The sequence below is a fragment of the Bacteroides gallinarum DSM 18171 = JCM 13658 genome (assembly GCF_000374365.1).
GTDB classification, from domain to species: domain Bacteria; phylum Bacteroidota; class Bacteroidia; order Bacteroidales; family Bacteroidaceae; genus Bacteroides; species Bacteroides gallinarum.
In genome coordinates, this window is sequence record NZ_KB894171.1 from 1 (window position 1) to 23,523 (window position 23,523).

Consider the following 23,523-nt stretch of genomic DNA (forward strand, 5'->3'; position numbering starts at 1 on the left):
TTTAGGGATATTCATTAAATCCTATAAAATTATCCAACTAATTCATACTTAAAGTATTGCGAATTAGTTGGCTTTTTGTATCTTTAGGTATTCCCCCCTAAAATACGGTTTGACGGCCAAAACGGGGGAAATATCCACACTGATATGGCGAAGATACAAAATATTTCAGAAATTCACCCTACTTTAGGGTTTACAGAATTCGATATTCTGGAAAAATATCGTAAGAGTTTTAATGCGAGTGAACTTGGCAGTCTTCATTCCGTGTTTCCGTTCGAGAGTATAGTCAAAGAGATAGGCCTTTCACAATCCCGCTTGGGTCGCAGGAACAGTTTCAGTCCTTCCGCGAAGATAGCCCTTATGGTACTGAAGGCTTACACCGGATTCTCTGACAGGTTATTGGTAGAACATCTTAACGGAAACATACACTATCAGTTGTTCTGTGGTATCATGATAGACCCGTCCTACCCTATAACGAACTACAAGATAATCAGCACTATCCGTAATGAGATAGCATCCCGTCTTGACATTGACTCCCTTCAGAAAATCCTTGCCTCACACTGGAAGCCTTATCTTGAGAACCTTCACGTATGTATGACCGATGCCACATGCTATGAAAGTCATATGCGTTTTCCTACGGACATGAAGCTCCTTTGGGAAAGCATCGAATGGCTCTACCGGCATATCTGCATACATTGTGAGCAACTCGGCATAAGGCGTCCCCGTAACAAATATACGGATGTTGCGGTATCCTATCTGTCCTATTGCAAGAAAAGAAAGAGGAAGGCTTCGAGGACGATGATGCTGAAGCGTCGCATGATCAGACTCCTGGAAAAACTCATCATACAACGGGATGACATTCACAGAAAATACAGCTCTTCACTCACATATACACAGGATTATCAGAAACGGCTTTCCATCATCAGAAAGGTCCTTGTACAGGAAAAGGAGCTCTTTGAAGACAGGAAGATCAGTGACCGTATTGTCAGTATTGACCGTCATTACGTACGCCCTATCGTAAGGGGCAAGGAGACAAAATCCGTCGAGTTCGGTGCAAAGGTTAATAACATACAGATAGACGGGATCTCGTTCATCGAGCACGTCTCTTTCAAGGCATTCAATGAAGGCATACGTCTGAAAGATTGTATCCGTATGCATCAGAAGTTGATGAATGTAAGGGCAGGGTGTGTGGCCGCCGATTCCATATACGCTAATAATGCCAACAGGAAGTTCTGTACAAAATATGGGATATCAACCTCCTTTGTACGCAAGGGAAGAGCTGCAAAGGACGAGCCGTTGAGGAAGGTTCTCAGAAGTGAACTCTCCAGGGAAAGAGCCACCAGGCTTGAAGGCAGTTTCGGTACGCAAAAACAGCATTATTCGCTATCGAAAGTCAAAGCACGGAACAGGAAAACAGAAATCCTGTGGATTTTCTTTGGGATACATACGGCAAACGCCATATTGATGATTGATGATTGATAAAATCAAAAACAGACAGAAGAAAGCTGCATAGTATAAGTATAAAGAATCTATTAGAAGAAGTCTCAGGTTTCTTCCGGAACATCGTGCCCAAAAGGAGAAGATTTTAGGTCAGAGAGAAAAAATAGGTAATAAAAATGGCATATGAGATGATATTAGCAAGTCATCTTCATATGCCATCTTACTGTTTAAAGACATTTACTGAATATCCCTAAAATAAATATGTTCTTTTATTCTTATGTCTAAAAAACTGCGTCTGAAATGTTTGTGCAATTTTGCCTAAACCGATGAGCGGTTATTCACCTTCCGGACTATCATCGGAAGAGGTCTCGTCCGAATATGTATATGGTTCCCCATTTTTATAAATATCCTCCACTTTACCGTCTCCCTGAAAACCACCCTCATAAGTCAGGTTATAGCCATTACCATCCAGAATACAGCCTTCCGGAATATTATATCTGTCATTCTCATTTCCATCCCAAGTGACATGGGTGAAAAGATTGATTCTTATTATGTTTTTTCCATCAGCTTTTTCTTCTGTAATCAAATCCGGAATCAACTTTTTCAATTTATCAGCTGTGAGTTCTTTCGTTTTCAATGCAGCCAGAAGCTTCTCAGCATCCTCCTCTGTATAAACTCCCGGTTTGCGATATTGCGAGATGGTCCCCTTGTCTTTTATATCCCAATCCACTATCGTACAACCTACACCTACAATATTACCTCCATCACTGACCAGTAAATTCAATAGCAGACCTTCTCCTGCCTTCAACTCACTCAGTGCCAGATAATTCAACGTTCCGGGATATGTTTTGGATGGCGCTTTCTCATCTTTTTTGTCACTAATAGTCAAAAGGAAAAAACCTAAATCATCTTCGATGCCTGTCACCATATCCTCTTCCTTTCCTGCAGGGCTTGCAGCTCCGGATTCGTCAGGAGGACCAAACTTGAAAGGATGCACATATAAAGGAGTAATATTACCGTTGTCATCCTTTTTCCACTCCCAAGTAACACCTTTATCTTCCTTCGAGGGATACAAGCATTCACTACAGTCATCGTCTGCCCTCTTGAACCTAAATGGATAGAACCTCGCTGTCTTGGAAAGATTAGGGAATTCGATTGAACATACCTCATAGGGAACTTGGGAACCATCGCCACTGACCTGCTTCACGCTTTTCAACATGATCTTGCTTATCGGCCGGTCGAAAAATAATGCGACATCCTTTCCTATTTCATCATACGTGATCGGACCTTTCTTCGTAACAACAAACCTCTCAAAGTCCGCATCCGAACCAAACGTAACGGTCCTGTAAAATTCGCCCTTATTAAAGGTAGGTGACGCTTCCTGTTTTCCATATTCGGGAAGCTCTGTTACATCAACTTGTGTTTCACCATCATTTGTTTTAAATACCTCCTGCGGCAGTGTCCAAGCATAAAAAGTATGTTTGTACGTTTTATCCTGCCAGCTCAAAGGTGTTGCACCTTCACCGGCTTCTGTTTCATTCAGTGCCAAACCGCCTTTCTGTCCCTCAACCTGTTTATAAGGCAGGAAATAATTATACGTGTTGGTATTATCACCATCTGTATATTCCTGCCACATGTAGAAAGTATCGTTAATTCTGGTTGACTCTGACGCATTCAGATAATCATAATTATCCGGATCCGAGTCTCCATTGTCGTCTGCATCACCTTCTGCCCGTGTTTCCACATTCTTATGTTTCAATACTGCCCCCGAAAACTGAATCGTTCCCGGTTCTTCTCCGTTGTCCGGAATCATTTCGTCCTCCTGAGTGCAGGCGGCCAGTAAACCGCCCAGCAGTATTCCTGTGTATAATATATTTCTATTCATATCATTTACTCCTTTCTTATGGTTTTCACTCGGTTCCCGGGGTATCTTCCGTATCATCCGGTTCTTGGTCGTTGCTTACCAGACCGACTTGATTGAAATTTGTTTGAACATTCACCTCATTAGTTGTGTCCTTACTTATATTGTCAGGAGCAATTCCTGCCAGCCATCCCACCATGCAGAATCTCTCTTCATTTGTCAGGCTTGAATCTACCCCTACATAAACCTGATTGTCTTTTATCACAGGATAATTCTCCGTATCGGCACTCTCCGTAGGCATAACGGTTCCGACCATACCTCCGATGGAATAATATACCATCTGATCTTTTTTTTCTATCGTAGCAGAGATTGTTTCGCCGCTGACTACGCATCCTTGGATATCAGACTTCGACAAAGCGTAACCGACCAGTCCTCCGGTTGACGAATGTCCCCGGCTGTTTTCCACAGCCTGGTTCCTATGGCATGTCCCGCCTTTTACGCTTCCCTCGTTCATGGAGTTCCATACTTTGATATGAACGTTTCCTTCTTGGTTGCCTCTCATTTGCCCGACCAAGCCTCCCGTATAAACAGTTCCTCCATTGGCTTGGGAAGCATCCACATCCGCCCGGATATTGCTATTCAAGATATTGCCTGCGGAAACACCCGCCAAGCCGCCGGTATAAATATTGCCGGTTTGGGCTGTCAGCTTGTTGGTGATTGTTATCCCTTCGGCTCCCGAGATGCTTACCCCGTCAATATCCTTGCCATCTCCCAATTGTCCGACCAGTCCTCCAAGATACAGAGTCCCTGTTTCTATCTGTGTTTCGTCTACAACAACCTCCAGCCCTTTGATTTCGATGCCGGATATGTCGGCTGTAGTCTGTCCACCCAACACTCCTACCGAAAAGATATTGTCACTCGAAGAAGCGATGCTCGAGATCTCGATGCCGACATTCTCCAGACGCAGGTCTGCAATCTCACCTTTTATCTCTCGAGCCAGCAAGCCGACATTTGCATTCTCCTCCAATTGCACCTGCTCCAGCCGGCTGTCTTTTATGCCGAGGTTTTGGATCTTGCCATTCGTGGCTTTGAATATATTTCTTTTTACGTTCTTGAAGAAATAGCCGTTTCCGTCAAATGTGATGCCGCTGTTTAAGTCTACCGGCGTAAAATCCCTCTCATCATTGAAGTCGACACCTTTCAACAGGTACACAGAATTGCCGTCCTCTTCCAGTACTTGGACTTTTTTTCCATTTTTATCAAAGGAATAGGCGGTTCCTGCTGCCAGCGCATCAAGGAAGTCTTGCAGTTCAAAATCTTTGGCGTTGACATAATCCCCTTCTTCCTCTCTCCACCAATCATCGTCTTCATCGATGATAATGTTGCCGGATATTTCTTTCAAAGAAAGTGTATAAGAGTTTCCTGCTTCTAATTTATTCAATTTAATTATCTCCTTCCAACTAAGCAAGGAACGTCCCAAACGCCGTGTCAACGACACATCGCTATAATCACCGGGCGGCAGGAAAAACACGAAAGCTTCCTTTTCTTCTTTTACTCCTTCTTGCCCTTGCGTGGTAATCTTATATTTCTTGCCTCCTATCGAGGTAGTGCTCTGTCCTGAGACCGTTTCTGCTACCCACTCAAGGTCGAATGACAGTTTTTGGTTTTCATTTCCCGTTACTTCTTCTCCACCCGTTGCTTCTTCTTGCTGGGTGGTTTCCTCCTTCACGCTCAGTTTGAAAGCATTCGTTTTCCCGCTTTCATCGCCTGCCACCGTCAGCCATAACTTGTCGTAAAAGCCGTTTAATACCTCCTCTACATCGGTCAATATCAGCCGTGTGCAGGCATGTTTGAACTCGAGCTTGACTGCCTGTCCATACTCGATCTTCTCTGTCATCTCAGTCATCAGAGGGTCTGTGTCGATTTCCAGTTCATCCAATAAGACAGCTTCGGTAGATACTCCCGGTTCTATCAATCCGTTGTACTGGGGATAATAGAAAGCGGAAAAAGTGCCCCATTCCGACTCGAAAGGCCAGTACAAAGACCTCTCTGTGTTATTTACCCATTTCCCGGGTCCTCCATCACTGCCCGGGGCATATGTCAGATAGCAGCAGACCGATGATACAAGCGTTACGTTTTCTTCCGTTTCCGTGCCGCTGTAAAAGTTGCCCACTACTTGTATGATGTCTCCTTCCACGAATTCAGTCTTTTCGCCGACTTCTGCCAGTTCACCGTCTTCTGCCCGCGTAAGAAGTCCGCTTTGGGGCAATTCCATGATAAACTCCACCGGAACCTCTCCGTTCTGCTCCCGGTCTGTTCGCCCTTCCATCCAGGTGTCGTCTTGGCAACCCCACAAGAAACAGATGGCAAGGCTGTATATGAAATATGATAAATTCTTCATATTAATTCTCCTTATCTGGCTCTTTATTTGATTGTAATATGAATATCTTTTCCGTATTGAACGTTGTAAAATCGGTCAGGCCGAACCCATTCTCCATGCTTCCAAAAAGATTTCTTACCGTCTCCGGACTGTTTATTGTCACACCGCTTCCCAAAAACAGCCTTCCCTCGAAGGTGCATTTCTCCACTGTTCCGGTTCTCGTTTCACTATCGGGTTGTGACGTTCCGGGTTTTGCTTTGCCGGCGAGTGCGCCTACATGTCCAGCATCGCTGGTAATACTTATGCCTGTCACTTTGCAGCTTCTCACCTCGCCGCCTTCGATGACACCGGCAATCGTACCGATGCATGTTTCCTCGCTGGCACCCTCACCGGTTGCGCCTTCTATGGTTATATTGTCTATTTTCAGATTCGTTACGGTTCCTTTCAATGTGCCGAACAGTCCGATATTGCCTCCGCCATCGGCTGTCTTTTTCAATGTCAGGTTGCTTAATGTGCGCCCTCTGCCATCCAGAGTGGCATCGAACGTGGAAAGCAGTGATTGAATCGGGGCATCCGCAGTCGGCAGGTTTGAACAATCTATATTGTCGTTGATATAGAAGGTCCACTTGCCATCATCGGACTTTTTTCCAAATTTTTTTAATGTCTCCTCTGATGGACTTTCTTTAACCATCTCCTCACTCCATGTTTGTAAATCATCTGCATTATAGATACCGGCAACTTTTTCTATAGTAATGCTTTCGTCCGTCCATTCCGTAATATCATGCGGATAAATAGTCGGTTCAAGTCCGTCCAGTTCAACGGTTACCGGATATTTATTACCACCTTCCAGTTTGCCGAAGAGCGTCTGTCCCTCTTTCGGCTTTACATACTGCCAATCTCCGAACTTGTCTTTTATCTTGATATAGTCAATTTCCGCACTCGGAGGAAGTATCACCGAATAGACAAGAGAAGGCTTGGTGGTTCCCGGCAGGGTATAACTGTCACACTTATTCATCGGGAGCATCACTTCATCTCCTGTAGTAGTACCATTCCCTTCGGTTTCAAGCGACCAATTGGCGCCTTCGCTGACGGCATATACATTTATTTTCTCTTTCAGCTTAACAACCACCTCTTCCTCTGTGATTTTATCGTCATCTACATCAAATCCATCACCTATGTAGAGCACCAACATGGCACAAGCATGTCTCAGATTATACATAAACATCCCTTCTGAACCGATCGAACCGTTGTTGCTTGCCACCAATAGATCGACTACTTTGTTATTATTGCCTTCTGCATAATAAATTTCACTATTATCTTCAGTACCAACGGCATAAATATCTATCGGATATTTCTTTTTTTTGTTTGTTGAAAGGTTTTCATTATCAACATTATTATTTGTAGAATAAGGATAATACGCAAATGTACATCCCAGATTACTTATACTTGGTATGACGATATCCGCTTGAAAGTAGTTGCCCACTCCTACATGCGTCAGATGGAGGTTCTTCAGATTATTATCATCCTCGTCTCCTTTGATGCTGCGATAGGAAAACATACCGATTTTACTTTGTGATGTAAACGCATTGCCATCATTGGAAGAGCTGTATGAATACAGTTGATCTAGCGGGACACCAGCTCTGTCTTTGAGTGAGTTAGTGGGAGTCCCTTCGTTTTCATCTCCTCTTGTCTGCACCAATACGGCATCCCCGATGGTGGCCATCACTCTCAGGTAGCCGGACTCTTCGTTCATGCCTTTTCCTATCCCTTCGTCTTCCGAACAAGCCGTACATCCGAGGATAGCGGCACTAAACAACAGTCCGTATCGTAGTATTGTTTTTATATTTCTCATGATTCTTTCCCTCCTTCTTCTTCTGGCTCTTCTTCTGGTGCATCTGTATTAGTTCCAAATGTACCATTTTCTTTTACTGTATGATCATTAACCGTGCAGGTACCAGCATTAAATGTAAACGATACACCATCTTTTGAGTCAAAATTTAAGCCATTACTAGTAACATAACCGTCTTTCGTTATCGTGATATTCCTATAAAGAGAAAACGTCCACATAATTTCGGTTTCATCAGTCTCGCTCTTCATCCCATACTTCCTTAATATCTTCTCATTCAGTTCACCGTCAGAGTTCCAAGCATCTATGAGCTCCATCAATTGTGCAGCAGTCCAAATCCCGGCTTGCCTAATGTTCAAATCCGTCTCCTTCTGGTATTTCCATTTCTCTACCAGAACCGGTTGGAAATTAATGCTCATATCAGTGGTATTGTGCAGCCCTGCTTTCACAGTCAGATGATGTCCTTCCTTGAAACTCAACAATTCCGTGACACCACTCACCTCCATCGACTGTGGCAATGTGCCGCTATATACCTTCTTTGTTCCTTCCGAACCTGTCAATGTGACTCTCAGCTTCGGTTTCTCTTCGTTATTCACAAACTCTTGGGGAGGAAATATCCAGCCACCCGTGGTATAGTGAAGGTTGCCATTCTCCCCTGATTGTGCATCAACTCCTGCCGTCAACTGTATCGGGTTCTCATCAACTGCATCGGGCACTACATTTCCGGTCAGTACCAGCCTCTGAAATTTTGTTATCGTAGTGGCAACATGATGCAACTCCACTTCTATCCCTTCGATACTGCCCATATCCTCCGCAACATCGTCAAAGATGGTTATTTCGAATGTCAATTTGGACATCTTGTGCTTCAGCTCGAAATGTAGCGGATCCAGCACCACCTGCTCACTTACATACAATCTCTTCCATAATATGTCATTCCCTTCTCCATCCTTGTCAGGAGCCGGTTGTGCTTTGTATTGTTCTTTTAACTCTTTATACGTGTCTTCAGAAAAATCAATCGTAGGATTATCCACACCTTCACTGATAACGGGGAAATTATCCAAAACAAAGTAGTTGCTACCCCTGTTGACATCAGCCCACGTCAATTGTGTACCGGCTCCCGTCTTGTCTTTCCACGGTATTCCTTCTTCGGAATTGTCGAATATCACCTCGATTGTCCTATACTTGTAGTCATGAGTATCGTCCACATCCACATAAGAAAAATAATACATCCCGTCCGTTACCGGTGTCCCGTCAGCGGATCGAGTAGGCAATACATCACTTATGGAAGCGGTCATTGTCAAAGCCCCGTCCTCTCCGGCTGCCGGTGTGGTACGCGGTTCTTCATTGGAACAAGCCACTGCCCCCAGGCAAAGGCCTATTGTCATTATCGTCTGTTGTATTTTCATTGCTCACCTCCTCCCTGCGGCGTTTCGTCTTTGTTATCATCTTCCCCTCCTCCAGGCGTTTGAGGCTCCTCTTCTTCTTCCGGAGTTGTGCTGTTTTCCTCTTCTTCCAGAAGTAGTGGCATCTCTGCTGTAGCCTCTTCCCAAGGGATTATCTCAGCTTTTACAGGCATCTTAAGAACGTCCTCCTTCAGTTCCACCTTCAATGTGACGATATGTCCGGCTTCCAGGACCAGACCGCCGTCTTCATCGGGTACAAACCGGTAGGTCTTCTCTGTGTCATCGTCATATCGGACCACAAAGCGTACAAAATCGTTGTTCGTGATCGTATGGTTTGAGTCCGGGCTCGGAATAATGCCTAAGAACGTATAGGTTTGTGTCTCGCCACTAACCGAAGAGTCGTACTGCCACATCTTGACTTCACTGCCTTCGCCTGTTCCTGTTACGGTCCGTAGTCCGTTATTGGGAATCGTGGTGACATAATCTACTTTAAAATTTCGCTGTACGTTTTGCAGCGTTGCCGATTTTACTGCATCCTGCGGCAGACCGAGCGCGCCGAGCGGAGTCGCAAGAATCACCCTTACCATGACAAATATATGGCGGAAATCCAGATAGATATCTCCAAATCTCTCTTCCAGCGGCATGCGGTGGTGTGCCAGCATCAGGTCGGAACCCCAGAAGCCTTTTCCATTTTCGGCATCCTGGTCTGCTGCGACCTCTTCCAGATATTCCCCATCCGGGAGGTAGGATGCTTCGAACGTATAGACGTACGTTGTAGGGGAGAAATTGTTCCAGTTGAGCGTATTTCTTCCGTTCGAATTTTGGGTAAATTTATAATAAGTATGCCCGTCTTTAGTATTTGTCTGCTGTGCATAAGTGAAGATAGCCTTTTCTTCACTAAAATTCGGCTGGTTGAAGTACAAGGTATTGGCAAATCGAATCCTGTCACCTTCCTTAAACGTGGTGCTATTGATATCGTCTGCCCGCGTATTGATTTCAATGCCTGTCCCTGCCCGGGAGGCGAACAAGCGGAATTCGGCGTTTTCGCTTTCACCTCCACCTTCTCCCGACACAGTCTCCTCCGATGTGCATGCGCCCAACAGTGACAGCCCGGCGAACAGGATTATATATTTCAGTCTATCCATACTCTATTCTTTTATTGATTATTGGTGTGAATCAGGAGTTAAATCCCAATTTGTATTATTCATCGTCCTCATCCGTTTCAACCGGTTCCAAACCTCCTGTTACCGTGTTCCCTTCTTCCCATGGCACTTTTCTTGCCCAGATCTCAACATCTCCTTCTTCAACCGTTATCTTTTTCACAACCACCTTTATCTTTACATGGGTGCTGCGGAACAAGGAAGACAGTTCATCACCCTCTTCGTTTGCTATACTTTTATAATATGTCTGATCGTTTAAGACAAGTTTCAGCATGTAATGTTGCCCCTTGTCATCCGGGAAGAGGTTGTCATACTTGCTTTCATTGGCATAGAATGTCGGGACGGTGTAAGCCTCGCCTGACGCAATCTCTTGGTTCAGAGTCAATGTCATATCTTGATGAAGTTCCGTGCCGTCTGTGGTTGGGGGAACTTCATAATCTGTTATGATTTTATTCTCAAAGTTCTGAGTCCATTCTTCCCATTTACTGGCAGGGTGCGGCAAGAGATAAGACGCCGTAGCCAAGCGGGATATCTTCACAGAGCCGACAGTCAGTGTGCTGTTATTGCCATTACCGTCCTCATCCCCATTGTCCTCGCCTTCTTTGCTTTCTGCCATCTGATTTTCGAACTCAAACGAGAATTTGACAGCCGCAATCGCAATGTAACACTCTTTCACAACATCTTCTTCCGCCACCTTGATTTCATATTTGGAGGTAAACGGAAGCGGGTCGGTGTTGGTATCAGATGCATCATAAGTCTTGTCATCCACCTGGTCCGCATCCCATGTTGCTTCCTTTGCGATAGAACCCAAACCGGATAATGTGCTTACCGTATTTCCTAACAGATAAACCAGCTTTGTTCCGTTCTTTTTTACGGAAATGTCATAGCTGCTTTCCGGACGGCTGAATGTGCATAATTCATTATATTCCACCTCATTCGTCTCTTTATCAACAACTATGATGCGCAACTGCTCGATTTTCTCCCGATCCGGGACATCCGTTGCATCTCCCGCTTTTGTATCTACACCGGGCACGCCGACATGCAGCGTCAGGTTGACATCCGCGCCGACCGGCACCTGCCCGTCATTTTCATCCGATGAACACGAAACAAGCAGCAGGAGGGCGCAAATCCAACTTAATCCGAATATATATGTTTTCTTTCCTCTCATGATACTGATGCATTATTCAGTCGTACAACCCAGTCATTGATGATAATTTGGGCGTTTGTCCACAGACGGTTCTCGTCCAGAAAGAAAACCATCGCCCATTCGCTTTCGCGGTCCAGGAATTCCTGGTCGCCCATCTCGGCATAGAGGTCGCTCTTCAGGAGCAACAGATAGTCGTTCAGCGGAATGTTCACCACCTCGTCTCCATTCTGCTTGTTATAAATCACCAGCCGCGGATGGTTTCCCACAGTCAGGCGTGAAGTGGAGAATTCGGCGTAAGCCACCGTCACCTGTGTACCTTCGCCATCGGCATCGCCCACCGTCCCCTGTCCTTGCGACCAAGGTAGGTAGGTGACAGAGCCGTTCTCCAGCAGGCTGTTGTCGTGGGCAAACAAGGTGTTGTCATCGTTTATAATCCGAAAAGTGAAATCCTCATCGGATACGGGTTCTCCGTTCATCTGCTGGAGGACGATGCGGATGTTGTTCGTATTCTTCATCATGTGGATGGTAAGCTCCCTATACATGTCTCCGTCCACCGCCACGTCCAGAGAACCGTGGAAAAGGCCGTGCAGAGCCTTGTCGGAAGTCAGCTCGTTGTGCTCCATCACTACAGAGAGGTCGGAAAGCAGGTTTGCCGCCGCTCCTGGTTCGGAAACCACGTGGAAGGAATGCTCGGCGCAAGCCAGTCCGCCGTAAGCAACGAAATGGTATTTGCCGGTCTCCAGATCAATCTGCATGCGGTAATTCTCGTTGCTCAGCACGTCCGTTGTCTCGGTGCGGGTTGCCACGTAGTTGCCTTGCTCATCGTAAATATAAAGGGTCAGGCAATCTACCTTGCTTGGAAACGCGTTGGCATACTCCATATTATAATCATACACAAAGCGCAATGATACACCGCGTGGACAGGGAGCAAGGTCGTCATGGATATAGTTGCACGAAGTGAAGGCAACCATCGGCAAGACGAGCCCAAGTATCGGGTATAAGAGTTTCTTTATTATTTTATGTCTCATGACTATTGTTTTTTATCATTTTATTGTAATTGTATATTCACGCATCACCCAGGGGAGCACTTTGACTGTCAATTTCAACTGTACCGTGGTCGGTCCCGGTTCCGGTTCAGGATCGGGATCAGGGTCGGGTTCGGGATCCGGATCATCGGGGTCGTCATCATCGTCATCGGGTTCTTGCTCATCCGGAGTGTCCGGATCCGGATAAGTGCCCTCCGGATAGCCGAATCCATAGAGGGCATCGACTTGCAACTTATACACATTGTTGCGCACAACGGCAAATTCCATCGATCCCGATACGGTGTCTTGCCCGTTGTCGTTGTGCCGGCTCCAATAATAATAATAGGTATAATAGTTGCCATCATCGGCAGGGCAGAAGACGGTGAAGCCTGCCTCCTCAGGGGAGGTACCGGATTCTACGGCATCATACGCCTTCTTCAACTTTTTGCTGTTGCCGCTCGTGGCAGCTTCCTTTACGGCATTCCAGTCGCCGTACAGCTTGTTTTTGAAGACATAGACTGCCTCTCCTGCATCCAGTTGCCCTTCCAGTGCGCAGCCTTCCGTTGCCCGGATGACGGCCTTGAAGAGGATGGCGGTGGTAATGCCGTTTCGTTGCCGGTTGGCATCCGGGATGGTGTTCTCGGTGGCATACCGCCAGATGTGGTATCCGTTGTGCTTCTGCTCATCGTTCCAAGACGTGTCTTCGTCTTCCTCATTTCCGGCGATGTCGCTGATTCGGGTGAAAACCCGGTCGGCGGGTGTCTCCAGGTTGTAGAAGAAGTAGTCCGTCTTGTCTTTCCAACCCTCTTTCGTGTAGTCTTTCTTCCGGGCGGCATCCGTGTCCACCACGTAGTTCGTGTGTGTCTCCGTTCCGCTTATCACAGGGTCGGACATGCCATCGGCAGCGTTCGACACACGTCTCCAGTAGTAGAAGCTGCGGCTCATATTGACGAGCGCGATGTCCGTCAGCTGGATGTACACATCCGGATTACGGTCGTAAGTGGTGGAACCGTCCGTCTTGTCATACACCCGGTAGATGTTGTCCTTCATCTTCTCCCGATAATCGAAGCGGGCGACAGAACGTTCCACCCGGATGGTTCCAAGCTTCCAGGGCGTGCTCTCGTTCCGGTAGTCGGACCACGAACCGGGGAAATGGACTGCATGGGGAACTGCGTTCGACATGAAGAAACTGTCATCTTTCCAAGCTCTGCTTTCTTCACTCTCCTCGTCCGACAAGGTGTATGCCCCGTCCAGGAAGGCGGACAAGGTGTTTCCGGCGGTCAGCCCGCTCGCAGCGCTTTTAAGTTCCTCGGTCGGATTGCAGAAGAGGTAAACCTGTATGTCGCCTTCCTGGTCGTATGATTCCAGTTGCTCCAGCGGCATGCTGATGGTATAGGCGTTGGCAGGCTCCTGCTCAATGGGGTAAGCCCCGGAATGGATATACTGCCCTTTGGGGTCGGCAAAAAGCAGCAGGATTTCCTGGATCTGGTTTTCCCGGCTTTTCCCGATTTCTTTCCCGTCTTCCGAGGTCACGTATCCATCATCGTCCGGATCGGCCGTTGCGCCCCGGGTTGATAATCCGCCCGCACGCATCTCGACCTTAAATTCAATATACACAGGGTCGCTTATTTCCGTCCCGCCGGGGTTTCCCGTTGGCAGTTCATCGTTGCAGGCTGCTCCCGTCAGGATTAGCAACGTCCCTATGAGTAATTTACTAAATATCTTCATTCTTTACCCGTATTTCAATGTTTTCTACTCGGCTTTATTCATTCCGTTTCGCCGCAATCTGCTTCAGGTTTTCTTTCGCCTGTGCCGACAGGGGCGAACCTTTTAGGCTGGTAAGTTTCGCTTCCGCTTCGTCCAGCTTGCCTTCAAGCATCAGCAAGGAAGCTTCTGCCAATTGCTTTTCTGGCGTGTCGGCGGCTTTCTTCAGATACTCGCGGGCGGCTTCCAGGCGTCCCGTGGAGATGGCTGCCAAAGCGGCATTCAGGTTGGATACCGGGTCATCCGGATACATGCGGACGGTGATTTCGAATATTTCGTTGTATTTATCGCTACCCGGTTCGTATGTTTGTGCCACCTGGTACATCTCGTTCAGGCTCAGCTGCTTCGGGTCTTCGTAAATCAGCTCCTTCGCTTCCTCGACAGTGAAGTTGCGGATGGTATATTTCACGGCATAATCGGAGTGGCGCAGTGCCGGATAGATGTCACGCAACAGGATGCGGTAGTCCGCTCCTCCATTGAGCGTTTTCAGCTTCCATTCCCGCTGGTCCCAATCCTTCGGGGTATCCGCGTGGATAATATCCAGAATTTCGGCTTTGTCGGCGAGGTCGGATTCCTGTACACGGCGTTCCAGCCCTTCCCAGTCTTCCGGTTCGAAGTCTACGGTGAAGTGGGCGTCTTTGAAGTCGTACAGCCCTTTTACGTAGTTCAGCAGTGCCTTGGCGCGGTTTTCCGCCAGGTAGGAGTTGTTGGCGTAGGAACCTTCGGGAGAAGCATATCCCTTGACGTAGACTTCTGTAATCGTGGCGTATTTGTCATTCCGTACAGACTCGATTGTCTCACGTATCTTCTGCAACTCGGCAGGGTTGTTGCGATAGTCGGGATGAATCGTGGTCTTGTTCACCGGGAAGTCCAGGAATGCACTTCCTACCTTGGAGCGTGCCTTGACTGCCTTGGCTTGCGGAACCAGATAGGCTAACGCAGGCTTTAATACCACCGGCTGCGCCATATTGATGGGGAAGAGCGGGGACTTGTCGTTCTGTAATGCTTCCCAGCCGCAACCGCAAAGGTCTGTCACCAAAGAGACTTCCGACTTTTCCATCCATTTGCGGAAAGGAATGCGGGCGTGATAATCGAAAGATTGTTCCGTGTCGTTGTGCCGGCGTAACTCGTATTCGTTATTCTCTTGCAGGTTGCGTCCCGTCCGCTCATAAAGGATGTGGCGGCTGCGCCCGTTGATGACCAATTGAGGAAGTACAACCAAGCTGTCGCCTCTCTCGATGACCGGGGTACAAACCACGCTGTTCCCCGAAGAAACCTCTAGTCCGCTTAAATCGATAACCATGTTTACAACGAGAGAGGAATCGACACGTTCCACCAGATTCTCTTTCACCAGGATTTTCCCTTCCTCTCTTTCCTGTGCCGACACAAACGGCAACGAGAAGAAGGCTCCCGAAACAATAGATAATATAGCAACTGTTTTCTTCATTTTTAGTTTCCTCCTTCTTTTTAGAATTGATAAATCAGGTTTACAGCAGCTTGCGTGGGTCCGAAATAATGCTTTTTCACGGTCTCAATTTTGCTGCCGCAATTGGTGCAGGGGTATTTGTCGGACTCAAGGTAAAGGTAACCGACACCAATCGTTGCCTCCAAGTTCCAATACTTGGAAAGCAGCCAGGAATATCCGTAGCTGATACCTACACCTGCGCCCCATCCTTGATGCCGTTCATTTTCCGTCCCAAGGAGCTTGATGTCTGATATGTTATACAACAAGTACGGCACATGCAGTCCTATAAAATGTTTGTAGAACGATTCGCAAAACCAATAACGCAATTCAGGGTGAATGCGTAAATGCTTGAGAGATTTTCCATAACTGCCATCATCGTTTTTGCCGGTAAAAGGGTTCAAACCGGCTTCCACATCAAACGTCCATTTCTTTGCGAGACGTACTTCCAAACCCGCGTTAAATGTTGCCGTTCCCCAATAAGGCAGGTTAGTCTTTAGTCCGACAACAGAAGTCTTCGTTTGGCTGATTTCGTTTTGGGCATATATGCAGAGCGATACGCATAGCAACAATGCACCTGAAAAAAACTTCTTTAAATTCATCTGGATTTTATTTAATTGATTAGTAACTTTAATAGAGTATCATTTCTTTTGGGGAATCCGTATCCGCTTTGCCGGATCATATTCCCCGAAAACATACTTGAGAAACATATGCGCTTAAGGCACGCAAAGGGTCGGTTTTCAGGCGTTCTGTTGCCAGAATTCACCCCCTATAGAGGTGTATGAGCCTGTCTTTATCGCTGCTATAAAGGCGTGTGGCAATGCGGCAGCTGCATTTTTTTTCATATTAATCCTATTCATAACAATATATATTTTTCAACGTTTACAACATCTGACCGCCGGTATGATGACTTCCGGTAGGAAGGTCTCTCGGGGACTATCAGTACGGAATAATTGTATAGTATAAAATATATTGCATATATAAATGTTTTTTCCTATAAAAAAAACAAAATATTTGACATTTTTCTTTTACTATGCGATTAGTTTCCAGTAGCAAAGCCGGGAATTTATAAAAGATATGTTAAGAATGCAAATCGGGAGCTAACGGGAGTTTGGCAGAAGTTATCGTTCGTTTCGCTCTCTCAGGGAGTTAAAAGCCAATGGTTTTGACTGTCACTCCTGTAATATGTAAAAAGTACTACCTTTACAAGGTAAAAATGTGACTCCTGAAGATTACAAAGAATTACTCAAGGAGATAAGCGAGTTGAAGAAAAGCCTTGCCCAGGAACGCTTGCGTGCTGATTTTTATGAGGAAATGGTCGCTTTTGGAAAAGAAGTGTATGGGATGACCTAAAAAAAGCTGGCACCAAGTAGCAGGTAGGCTGCACAATAGGGACAAAAAGCGATATTGCATTGTCCCTATGTGTCGTCTACTTGGTGTAAGCAAACAAGCCTACTATAAACATCAGGACAAGCTGATGCAAAGATTGGCGTTGGAATCATTTGTGATAGAATACGTTAAAGAAGTCCGCGCCAAAGACCCCGGAATAGGAGGAAACAAACTCTGGCTGATGTACCGTAGCCGATTTGGTCAGGAAAACAGCGTGGGCTATAATCGTTTTTATGATATACTGGATCGTTTCTCGCTGAAAATTCGCAAACGGCATCATCGTACCCGTACCACCAACTCAGAACATGACCGTCCTGTTTATCCCAATCTGGTTAGAAACTTCCTCCCCGAGGCTCCTTGTCAGCTGATGGTCAGCGACATTACCTATATTCATCTGGGAGAGAATCCGGTAACGGATAAAAATATTTTTTGTTATTTGTCAGTCGTCACCGACGCTTATAGTAAGGAAATCATAGGATATAGTATTGGAGAAACGTTGGATACGAAATATCCCTTAGAAGCTTTAGAAATGACCATCAGCCATTATCACAGACAAGACTTGTCCGGTTTGATCCATCATTCTGACCGTGGTATCCAGTATGCCAGTTATGCCTATACAGCCCGCTTGAAAGACTGCGGAATCCGCATAAGCATGACTGAAAATGGCAACCCCAAGGAAAATGCCATAGCCGAACGGATAAATAATACCATTAAGAATGAACTTCCTAAAGATATGAAGTTTACTTGTATCCCGGAAGTGAAAACTGCGGTAAAATCGACTGTAGACTTCTATAACAATGAACGTCCGCATTGGAGTCTGGACGGTATGACCCCGTCTCAGGCTGCACAGTGCAGGGGAGAACTGAAGAAAAGGTGGATAAGTTATCGGGAAAATGCCATTAAAAGCCGGATAAACGTAAGTCTGACTGGATAGAAGAATATCAGGCTGAGGAAGCTCTTTGGAGGCTTCACGCCTCCAGCCGCATGGCAATCCTCCGCGGTGGTTTTTCATGATTTATTTGGAGAGAATCATACCCTTGATTATTTTTACCGGCAAATAATTAGAGAGTAAACCTCTTTCAGAAATAAACGACAAAAGGGACAACCCTTTTTATTACTAACTATAAACCGAGTCAACCCTTTTTATAGATTGGACGGAAAGTAGTCAACTAAAATCGTTAAACTACACAAACTGTTTCCTCCTATGAAACGAACAGTTTCAAGTAATGAAACAAAGAGTTTCAAGCAATGGAACCGATTGTTTCACTTAACTGCGGCGAAAGTTAATACTTTTTTTGTTTGCTTTGCTGACACAGTTTAAATTACAGCCTCTCTTTGGTCAGTCCGGTGGCTCCCATTATCAGTTCGATGGAAGCTCCGGATGATTTCAAGTTACGGGCAATCTCTAGGGTCTTTCTTCTTTCACCTTCCACAAGTCCTTCTGTCCTACCCTCTTCACGCTCCGTATTAATATTATCCCGGAGAATCACGATATTGTCCAGGTGGCGGTAGTAAGCTGCAAGTTCATCCTTTGTCATGCTATCCAACTTCAGGCGCTCGCGTGCCTCTTCCAGACCGGGAGCTGTAGCGGTAGAAGGTATTTCTCCGGTGTTCAGGTAGTAAATCCATTCTTCCAGAGGACTTTTAGCCACCTGATTAAAACCGTTCACCTTCAGGATATAATATTCGGGATATAACTGACTCACCGTATCCACCTTGAATGTCTGTTTCTGAAATGGAGTAAGTTCAAGAACATCGTTAGTATGAATACCCCTGAATTCAGTCTTTCCATGATAAACGAAATCCTTGCCGTGTCCCAATGAGAAATAGACTATATTTACGCTATAGACCTTACGTACCTTATCATAGCTTTCTCCCCTGTTGATGTATTCGGTGACAAGCTTGGATGTACCGAACAACATACGCTGGAAGTAGGCATATTCATTATTGTTCTGCACCTCTATCAGTACCAGTTCACCCTTGGAGTTCTCGGCAAGCATATCGACACGGTTATACTTGTCATACTCGTCCTCCTGATTGCTTTCGCTTTCAAGGAGTCTCTGGATAATAATCTTCTCTCCCAACAACGTAGTGAGCAGACCTTCAAGGACACTGAAATTTGCCTTGTTACGGAGCAGACGTTTCATTGCCCAGTCAAAACGGATTATTTGATTTTTATTATCGCTATTCATAACTTTCCAATATATTGGTTACTAACAAAAGTAATCAAAATGCGTCAAAGTACCAAGAAATAGAATACCATCCTTCCTAATTCCATATTATTCCCCATAATATCGTCCCTTCCCTTTCAAATCCCCTCAAACTCTTATATATGATAAAAGCTTGAAGCCTAATAAGCACCGGATAAAGGGTGCTCAGCTTCAAGCATGACAATAATAAACCAATTACCGGGTCACACTTATTTTCAGACGATGGATAAGACGGAGATTCGATGATGCGTAGCAATTTTAGTATGTGGACAAGACATAAAGATCCCCACGAAAGAATGTATGCCGCATGATAGGCCAAGTAAATGCGAGGAGCCATTTATAACGGTTCAACTATCACGACCAGTCGAAAGACTGGTTCATTTTTTCTTCTCCTGTCTCCCCTTTCTTTCGTTCCACCTCAAAGCCTTATATATGAGAATGATAAATGATATATAATAGAAACAGAGAATAGGAACAATAATATTAACAATTTAAAATCAAGAGAGAAATGGGAAAATTAATAAAAGGAATCAAAATCGCAGCGTATCTAGCCGAGATAATTATCGCAAGCTCAGTAGTAATCGAGCTTATGGAAAAGTATGGCGGCAGATATAGGAGAAAATCCGCCGCTGGTAAGAAAGTTGATGTAGGTGATACAACAACCGAGAACTGATATGACGTCTGGGAATGGATTATGACAAGAAAGCGGACGTGATAATAACTATCCTTGAGGTGACAACATCAATCCTCAAAGGAATCAAGAAGCTAAGAAGTTTATTTTTAAAGACAAGGAAATAGACCTCTTGGCTTTTTTTCGTTTATCGGATTTTATTAACAACCAAAAAACAATAAGAGTATGGAAACAAGAGAACTTACCATCATTCCAAGGACAATCGGAATGGTAACAGGAATGACGGATGCAATCAATGTTGAAGATGCCGTAATCGTATCGGAAGAAGAACATCCTAATTTCATCGAATCAAACACTTCGGGTATCACACTTGAAGAACTTGAAAGGAACTGTATCGTACCAAGTTTCAGTGACAACCAGCTAACAATTAGTCACCAGGCATTTATTCACCAGGTAGAGGATGCCGCAAGAGTATATTTTGCAGGCGAGAACTTCGGGAACACGGAAATCAGAGTGTCACATAAAATCTTAGGACGTGTACCGGGTGCATTAACCAAGAAAAAAGAAGAGCTTAAACCGGAGGACGAGACTGTCTATTATCAGCGAATGGCTTTTTGCTTTCATATCAGAACCATGAGCAGAAAAATGAATGGTGAGGAGGTACATCTTTGCATCGGCGGCGTTAGAAGTCTGAATGAAGAAAACTTATACGCCCGAAAATCACCCGAGAAATTCAAGATATTCATCGGTTGGCGTGTGCGTGTATGCAGCAACCTTATGTTGACAAATGACGGACTGACCGGAAGGCTGGAGGTAATGAGTGATGCGGATATCTACAGTTCGGCACTCAGCCTGTTTCAAGATTTCAATCCGGAGCAGAATCTCAGGTTACTTGAAGGCTTAGGAAGAACAATGATTTCACAGGAACAGTTCTGTCAGATAATAGGACGTTTGAGACTGTACCAGGTCTTGCCGACGTCCGGGCTTAAAGAACTGCCAAAAGTTATCCTGGGCGATTCGAATATCAATGCGGCAACGAAAGGCTACATAGAGAATCCTAATTTCGGACTACGTGGCAGAGACAAGATTTCCTGCTGGGATTTGATGCAGCTTCTTAATGATGCAGCCAAGCAATCCTATATTGACAAGTTCCTGGAGAGAAACCGGAACTGCACTGATTTTGCAGCCGGTATCCAGAGGGCCTTGAACGGTGATGATACAGAGAATTATGGCTGGTTTCTGAGTTAGACCGGAAAACAAACCAACTCACAAGGGAGAAAGATCTGAATATGACAAACATGGTCTTTCTCCCTTTTTTTGTTGAACCTATTTAAAACCTGTAAGAACATGAACGGAGAATATTTGAATGAAAACAGTAAAGAGTTCAAGGCTGCCAAAGAACTGGAACATGCCCTGAACGACGATGGGTGGAATGAAAAGAGATTCGCTTTGGCGGTGACTACATTCCACAGGACCTTACAACAGACCTTGTTCAGAAGCATGGTTGAAGTGATTGAAATTATGGGAAGTGAGGATTACAGATATGACCTGAGGAACAAGGCTTCGCATGAGATATGTCAAAAGATAGTGGAATCGGGAGTTCTGGAGGACGAGACGATACCATTCATCTGAAACGGTTGAAACATACCGACTGATATTCCGAGGAGGGATATTTCCGACTGAAAGGAAGTATCCCTCCTTTTTTATTTAATTTAAAATACAGAAGATTATGTTATACTATGATTTTTGTGGTTACGAAGGTTTCAAGGCATATTTCGGCCTTGAAAAGAGGGAGAACGGTACAGCGGTAAGGAAGAACAGGATACTGCTGGGACATCTGAAAAGCCCCGCGCTGCTCAGATATTGCAGGGAACACGACGACTATACCCTGCTGCATATATATAATATGGCAGGCCTACAGAAAAAGGTGACGGATGCCGTCATCGAATCAGGGAAGAAGGATGAAGGACTGCCTTATAAGGTGGAGCTGATAGGCACGGCCTATTGGTCCTCCAGGTATCGGACTGATGAAGCCAGGGGCGTATGCGAGGATCTGGACAGGAATTCAATCCGCTATATCAACATTGAACGCAACCGGATTTTCAAGATGAGGGCAGGAAAGTTCATGAGGGAGCTCATCCTTGAAACGGAGATAGGGAAACTGCTCTCTCCATGTGTTGTAAACTGGATTTCAGGAGATGTATTCACCCAAAACTGGTGCACTTATACCTATGGTCATGTCCCCGATATGGAACTGCATGTCGATGATGCGTTCCGGAGAATCTATGACAGCAGTTGTTGCAGGGGGGATTTCGGCTCATGTATGACGGATAAGGGCAGGACCTCGTTCTATGAGGATTCGGTAAAAGCCAAGGCGGCCTATATAACCGACAGGGACGGGCTGGTTGTGGCACGGGCGGTTCTGTTTACCGAGGTCACGGACCAGGACGGCAGGAAATGGAGGCTGCTTGAAAGGCAATACTCCTCGGACGGCAATGACGTGCTGAAACGTCTGCTTGTGGACAAACTTATCAAGGGGGATTATATAGACGGCTATAAGATTGTAGGAGCCTCCTGTCAGGAATCCAACGCGTTCGTGGATATTCATGGCAATCCGTTAGCGGACAGGAGGTTTGAGACAGAGTGCTGTCTGGAAGAGTGGGATACACTTTCCTATCAGGATTCCTTCAAATGGTACAGCTACAGCATGAACAAGGCCTACAACTATCATAACCCCTGTTGTTCGCATAATCTCGATACTACGGACCTGAACCTTTACGGTGATACGGATGATGACGAATGGGACGATTACCACCAGTACTACTGTTACGAAACAAGGTCCTGCTACCGGAATGGAAGGGAAATCCGGGTGGATGTGAATAACATGGATGATTTCGTATGGGTAGAATCCAGAGGGGAATATTACCATGAGGACGATTGTGTCTGCTGTGATGAATGCCAGACGGATATATTGACGGACGATGCGGAATACTCGGAGATGACAGAGGAATACTATTGTTGCAGGGAGTGCATGGAGAAAGCCGAAGGGGAATTCAAACGGAAAAATTGGATTTACTCGGAGTATGACGGTGAATGGTACGAGGATTACACCGATATAACCCGAATCCATATCTGGAATGAATCGGAAGGTTTCTATGAGGATAAAAGCATCAATGTGTATACGTTATGCAGGTTATTGGAAAATAAGGAGGCATGGGAATTCGGTGAGGAGGTATTCGACAGGGTAAATCCGGCCACCAATCTTCCATACGGTTATGAACTTGAAAAAGAGACGGGCCATGAACATGCAATTGTTGAAGAGGCTGTATAGTATCTACAGCCCGAGCGGAAAGGAGCAGAGGATGATAAGATTCCTCTGTTCCTATATCAGACAGCTTCCCGGAAACATATCGGTCTCAAAGGACAGGTTCGGGAACCTGTATGTGGTAAAGGGAAAATCAGAGACGTATCCTTGTCTGGTGAGCCATATCGACCAGGTATCACACTGCAACCATTCAGGGGATTTCAAGGCAGTGGAAACCAGAGATATTATATTCGGTTATTCGCCGGGGAACAGAAGGTTTGAGAATCTGGGCGCCGACGACAAGAACGGGGTTTTCATCTGCCTGGAATGCCTGAAAAAGTATGATTCCATCAAAGTGGCCTTTTTCAGGGAGGAGGAAACCGGATGTCGGGGCAGTTCGGAAGCGGTAATGTCCTTCTTTGATGATGTAAGATTCATCGTCCAGCCTGACCGGAAAGGGAACTCTGATCTGATTACGGCTATAGGCTATTCGGAGTTGTGTTC

Annotated in this window: 18 protein-coding genes and 1 pseudogene; 8 read left to right on the plus strand and 11 right to left on the minus strand. The window is 45.6% G+C overall.

Going from position 1 to position 23,523, the window contains the following annotated elements:
- The first annotated feature begins 144 nt into the window (after window positions 1-144).
- Window positions 145-1,476: a transposase gene (locus tag C233_RS22975; RefSeq protein ID WP_039748061.1), complete on the plus strand. Its 1,332-nt coding sequence runs from the start codon at window positions 145-147 to the stop codon at window positions 1,474-1,476.
- Between the two features lie 295 nt (window positions 1,477-1,771).
- Here the strand turns inward: C233_RS22975 and C233_RS0119680 are convergent, their stop codons facing one another.
- From C233_RS0119680 to C233_RS0119725, 10 genes are read right to left on the minus strand one after another with little or no spacing between them, the layout of a single operon-like run.
- On the minus strand, window positions 1,772-3,322 hold the full coding sequence (locus C233_RS0119680) for a fimbrillin family protein (protein ID WP_025069200.1): 1,551 nt from the start codon (window positions 3,320-3,322) through the stop codon (window positions 1,772-1,774).
- A gap of 25 nt (window positions 3,323-3,347) precedes the next feature.
- On the minus strand, window positions 3,348-5,699 hold the full coding sequence (locus tag C233_RS0119685) for a fimbrillin family protein (RefSeq protein WP_018669232.1): 2,352 nt from the start codon (window positions 5,697-5,699) through the stop codon (window positions 3,348-3,350).
- A gap of 1 nt (window position 5,700) precedes the next feature.
- Window positions 5,701-7,530, minus strand: coding sequence for a fimbrillin family protein (locus tag C233_RS0119690; RefSeq protein WP_018669233.1), 1,830 nt, complete (start codon window positions 7,528-7,530; stop codon window positions 5,701-5,703).
- Window positions 7,527-8,930 (minus strand): fimbrillin family protein, encoded by a 1,404-nt coding sequence (locus C233_RS0119695; RefSeq protein WP_018669234.1) that lies wholly within the window; start codon window positions 8,928-8,930, stop codon window positions 7,527-7,529. The genes C233_RS0119690 and C233_RS0119695 overlap by 4 nt, the downstream gene beginning before the upstream one ends.
- The gene (locus C233_RS0119700; RefSeq protein ID WP_018669235.1) at window positions 8,927-10,072 is read right to left on the minus strand and encodes a hypothetical protein; all 1,146 of its coding nucleotides are present in this window, start codon (window positions 10,070-10,072) and stop codon (window positions 8,927-8,929) included. The genes C233_RS0119695 and C233_RS0119700 overlap by 4 nt, the downstream gene beginning before the upstream one ends.
- 55 nt (window positions 10,073-10,127) lie before the next feature.
- Complete coding sequence (locus C233_RS0119705; protein WP_018669236.1) at window positions 10,128-11,255, minus strand: hypothetical protein; 1,128 nt, start codon at window positions 11,253-11,255, stop codon at window positions 10,128-10,130.
- Window positions 11,252-12,262 (minus strand): FimB/Mfa2 family fimbrial subunit, encoded by a 1,011-nt coding sequence (locus C233_RS0119710; protein WP_025069203.1) that lies wholly within the window; start codon window positions 12,260-12,262, stop codon window positions 11,252-11,254. Before C233_RS0119710 ends, C233_RS0119705 begins: the two co-directional genes overlap by 4 nt.
- A 15-nt stretch (window positions 12,263-12,277) precedes the next feature.
- Entirely contained in the window at window positions 12,278-13,987 is a 1,710-nt protein-coding gene (locus C233_RS0119715) for an Mfa1 family fimbria major subunit (protein ID WP_081626136.1), read from the minus strand.
- Window positions 13,988-14,021: 34 nt separating this feature from the next.
- Window positions 14,022-15,470, minus strand: coding sequence for a DUF3868 domain-containing protein (locus tag C233_RS0119720; RefSeq protein WP_018669239.1), 1,449 nt, complete (start codon window positions 15,468-15,470; stop codon window positions 14,022-14,024).
- Window positions 15,471-15,490: 20 nt separating this feature from the next.
- Window positions 15,491-16,087, minus strand: a complete 597-nt coding sequence (locus C233_RS0119725) for a DUF3575 domain-containing protein (protein ID WP_018669240.1) — start codon at window positions 16,085-16,087, stop codon at window positions 15,491-15,493.
- Window positions 16,088-16,703: 616 nt separating this feature from the next.
- On the opposite strand from C233_RS0119725, the gene C233_RS25005 reads away from it, so the two are divergent.
- Both C233_RS25005 and C233_RS0119740 read left to right on the plus strand, forming a co-directional pair.
- Window positions 16,704-16,838, plus strand: coding sequence for a hypothetical protein (locus tag C233_RS25005; protein WP_018669241.1), 135 nt, complete (start codon window positions 16,704-16,706; stop codon window positions 16,836-16,838).
- 28 nt (window positions 16,839-16,866) lie between these two features.
- The gene (locus tag C233_RS0119740; protein ID WP_262482855.1) at window positions 16,867-17,808 is read left to right on the plus strand and encodes an IS3 family transposase; all 942 of its coding nucleotides are present in this window, start codon (window positions 16,867-16,869) and stop codon (window positions 17,806-17,808) included.
- 388 nt (window positions 17,809-18,196) lie between these two features.
- Here the strand turns inward: C233_RS0119740 and C233_RS0119745 are convergent, their stop codons facing one another.
- The gene (locus C233_RS0119745) at window positions 18,197-19,066 is read right to left on the minus strand and encodes an Rpn family recombination-promoting nuclease/putative transposase (RefSeq protein ID WP_025069207.1); all 870 of its coding nucleotides are present in this window, start codon (window positions 19,064-19,066) and stop codon (window positions 18,197-18,199) included.
- A 526-nt stretch (window positions 19,067-19,592) separates the two neighbouring features.
- On the opposite strand from C233_RS0119745, the gene C233_RS24625 reads away from it, so the two are divergent.
- The 5 genes and pseudogenes from C233_RS24625 to C233_RS0119770 all read left to right on the plus strand — a co-directional run.
- Window positions 19,593-19,757 (plus strand): hypothetical protein, encoded by a 165-nt coding sequence (locus tag C233_RS24625; protein ID WP_018669244.1) that lies wholly within the window; start codon window positions 19,593-19,595, stop codon window positions 19,755-19,757.
- A 183-nt stretch (window positions 19,758-19,940) separates the two neighbouring features.
- On the plus strand, window positions 19,941-20,963 hold the full coding sequence (locus tag C233_RS0119755; protein ID WP_018669245.1) for a DUF3871 family protein: 1,023 nt from the start codon (window positions 19,941-19,943) through the stop codon (window positions 20,961-20,963).
- 99 nt (window positions 20,964-21,062) lie between these two features.
- Window positions 21,063-21,347, plus strand: coding sequence for a hypothetical protein (locus C233_RS0119760; protein WP_018669150.1), 285 nt, complete (start codon window positions 21,063-21,065; stop codon window positions 21,345-21,347).
- 97 nt (window positions 21,348-21,444) lie between these two features.
- The gene (locus C233_RS0119765; protein ID WP_018669149.1) at window positions 21,445-23,046 is read left to right on the plus strand and encodes a hypothetical protein; all 1,602 of its coding nucleotides are present in this window, start codon (window positions 21,445-21,447) and stop codon (window positions 23,044-23,046) included.
- A pseudogene (locus C233_RS0119770) lies at window positions 23,015-23,523 on the plus strand (hypothetical protein); the annotation flags it as partial. The gene C233_RS0119765 and the pseudogene C233_RS0119770, both read left to right, overlap by 32 nt.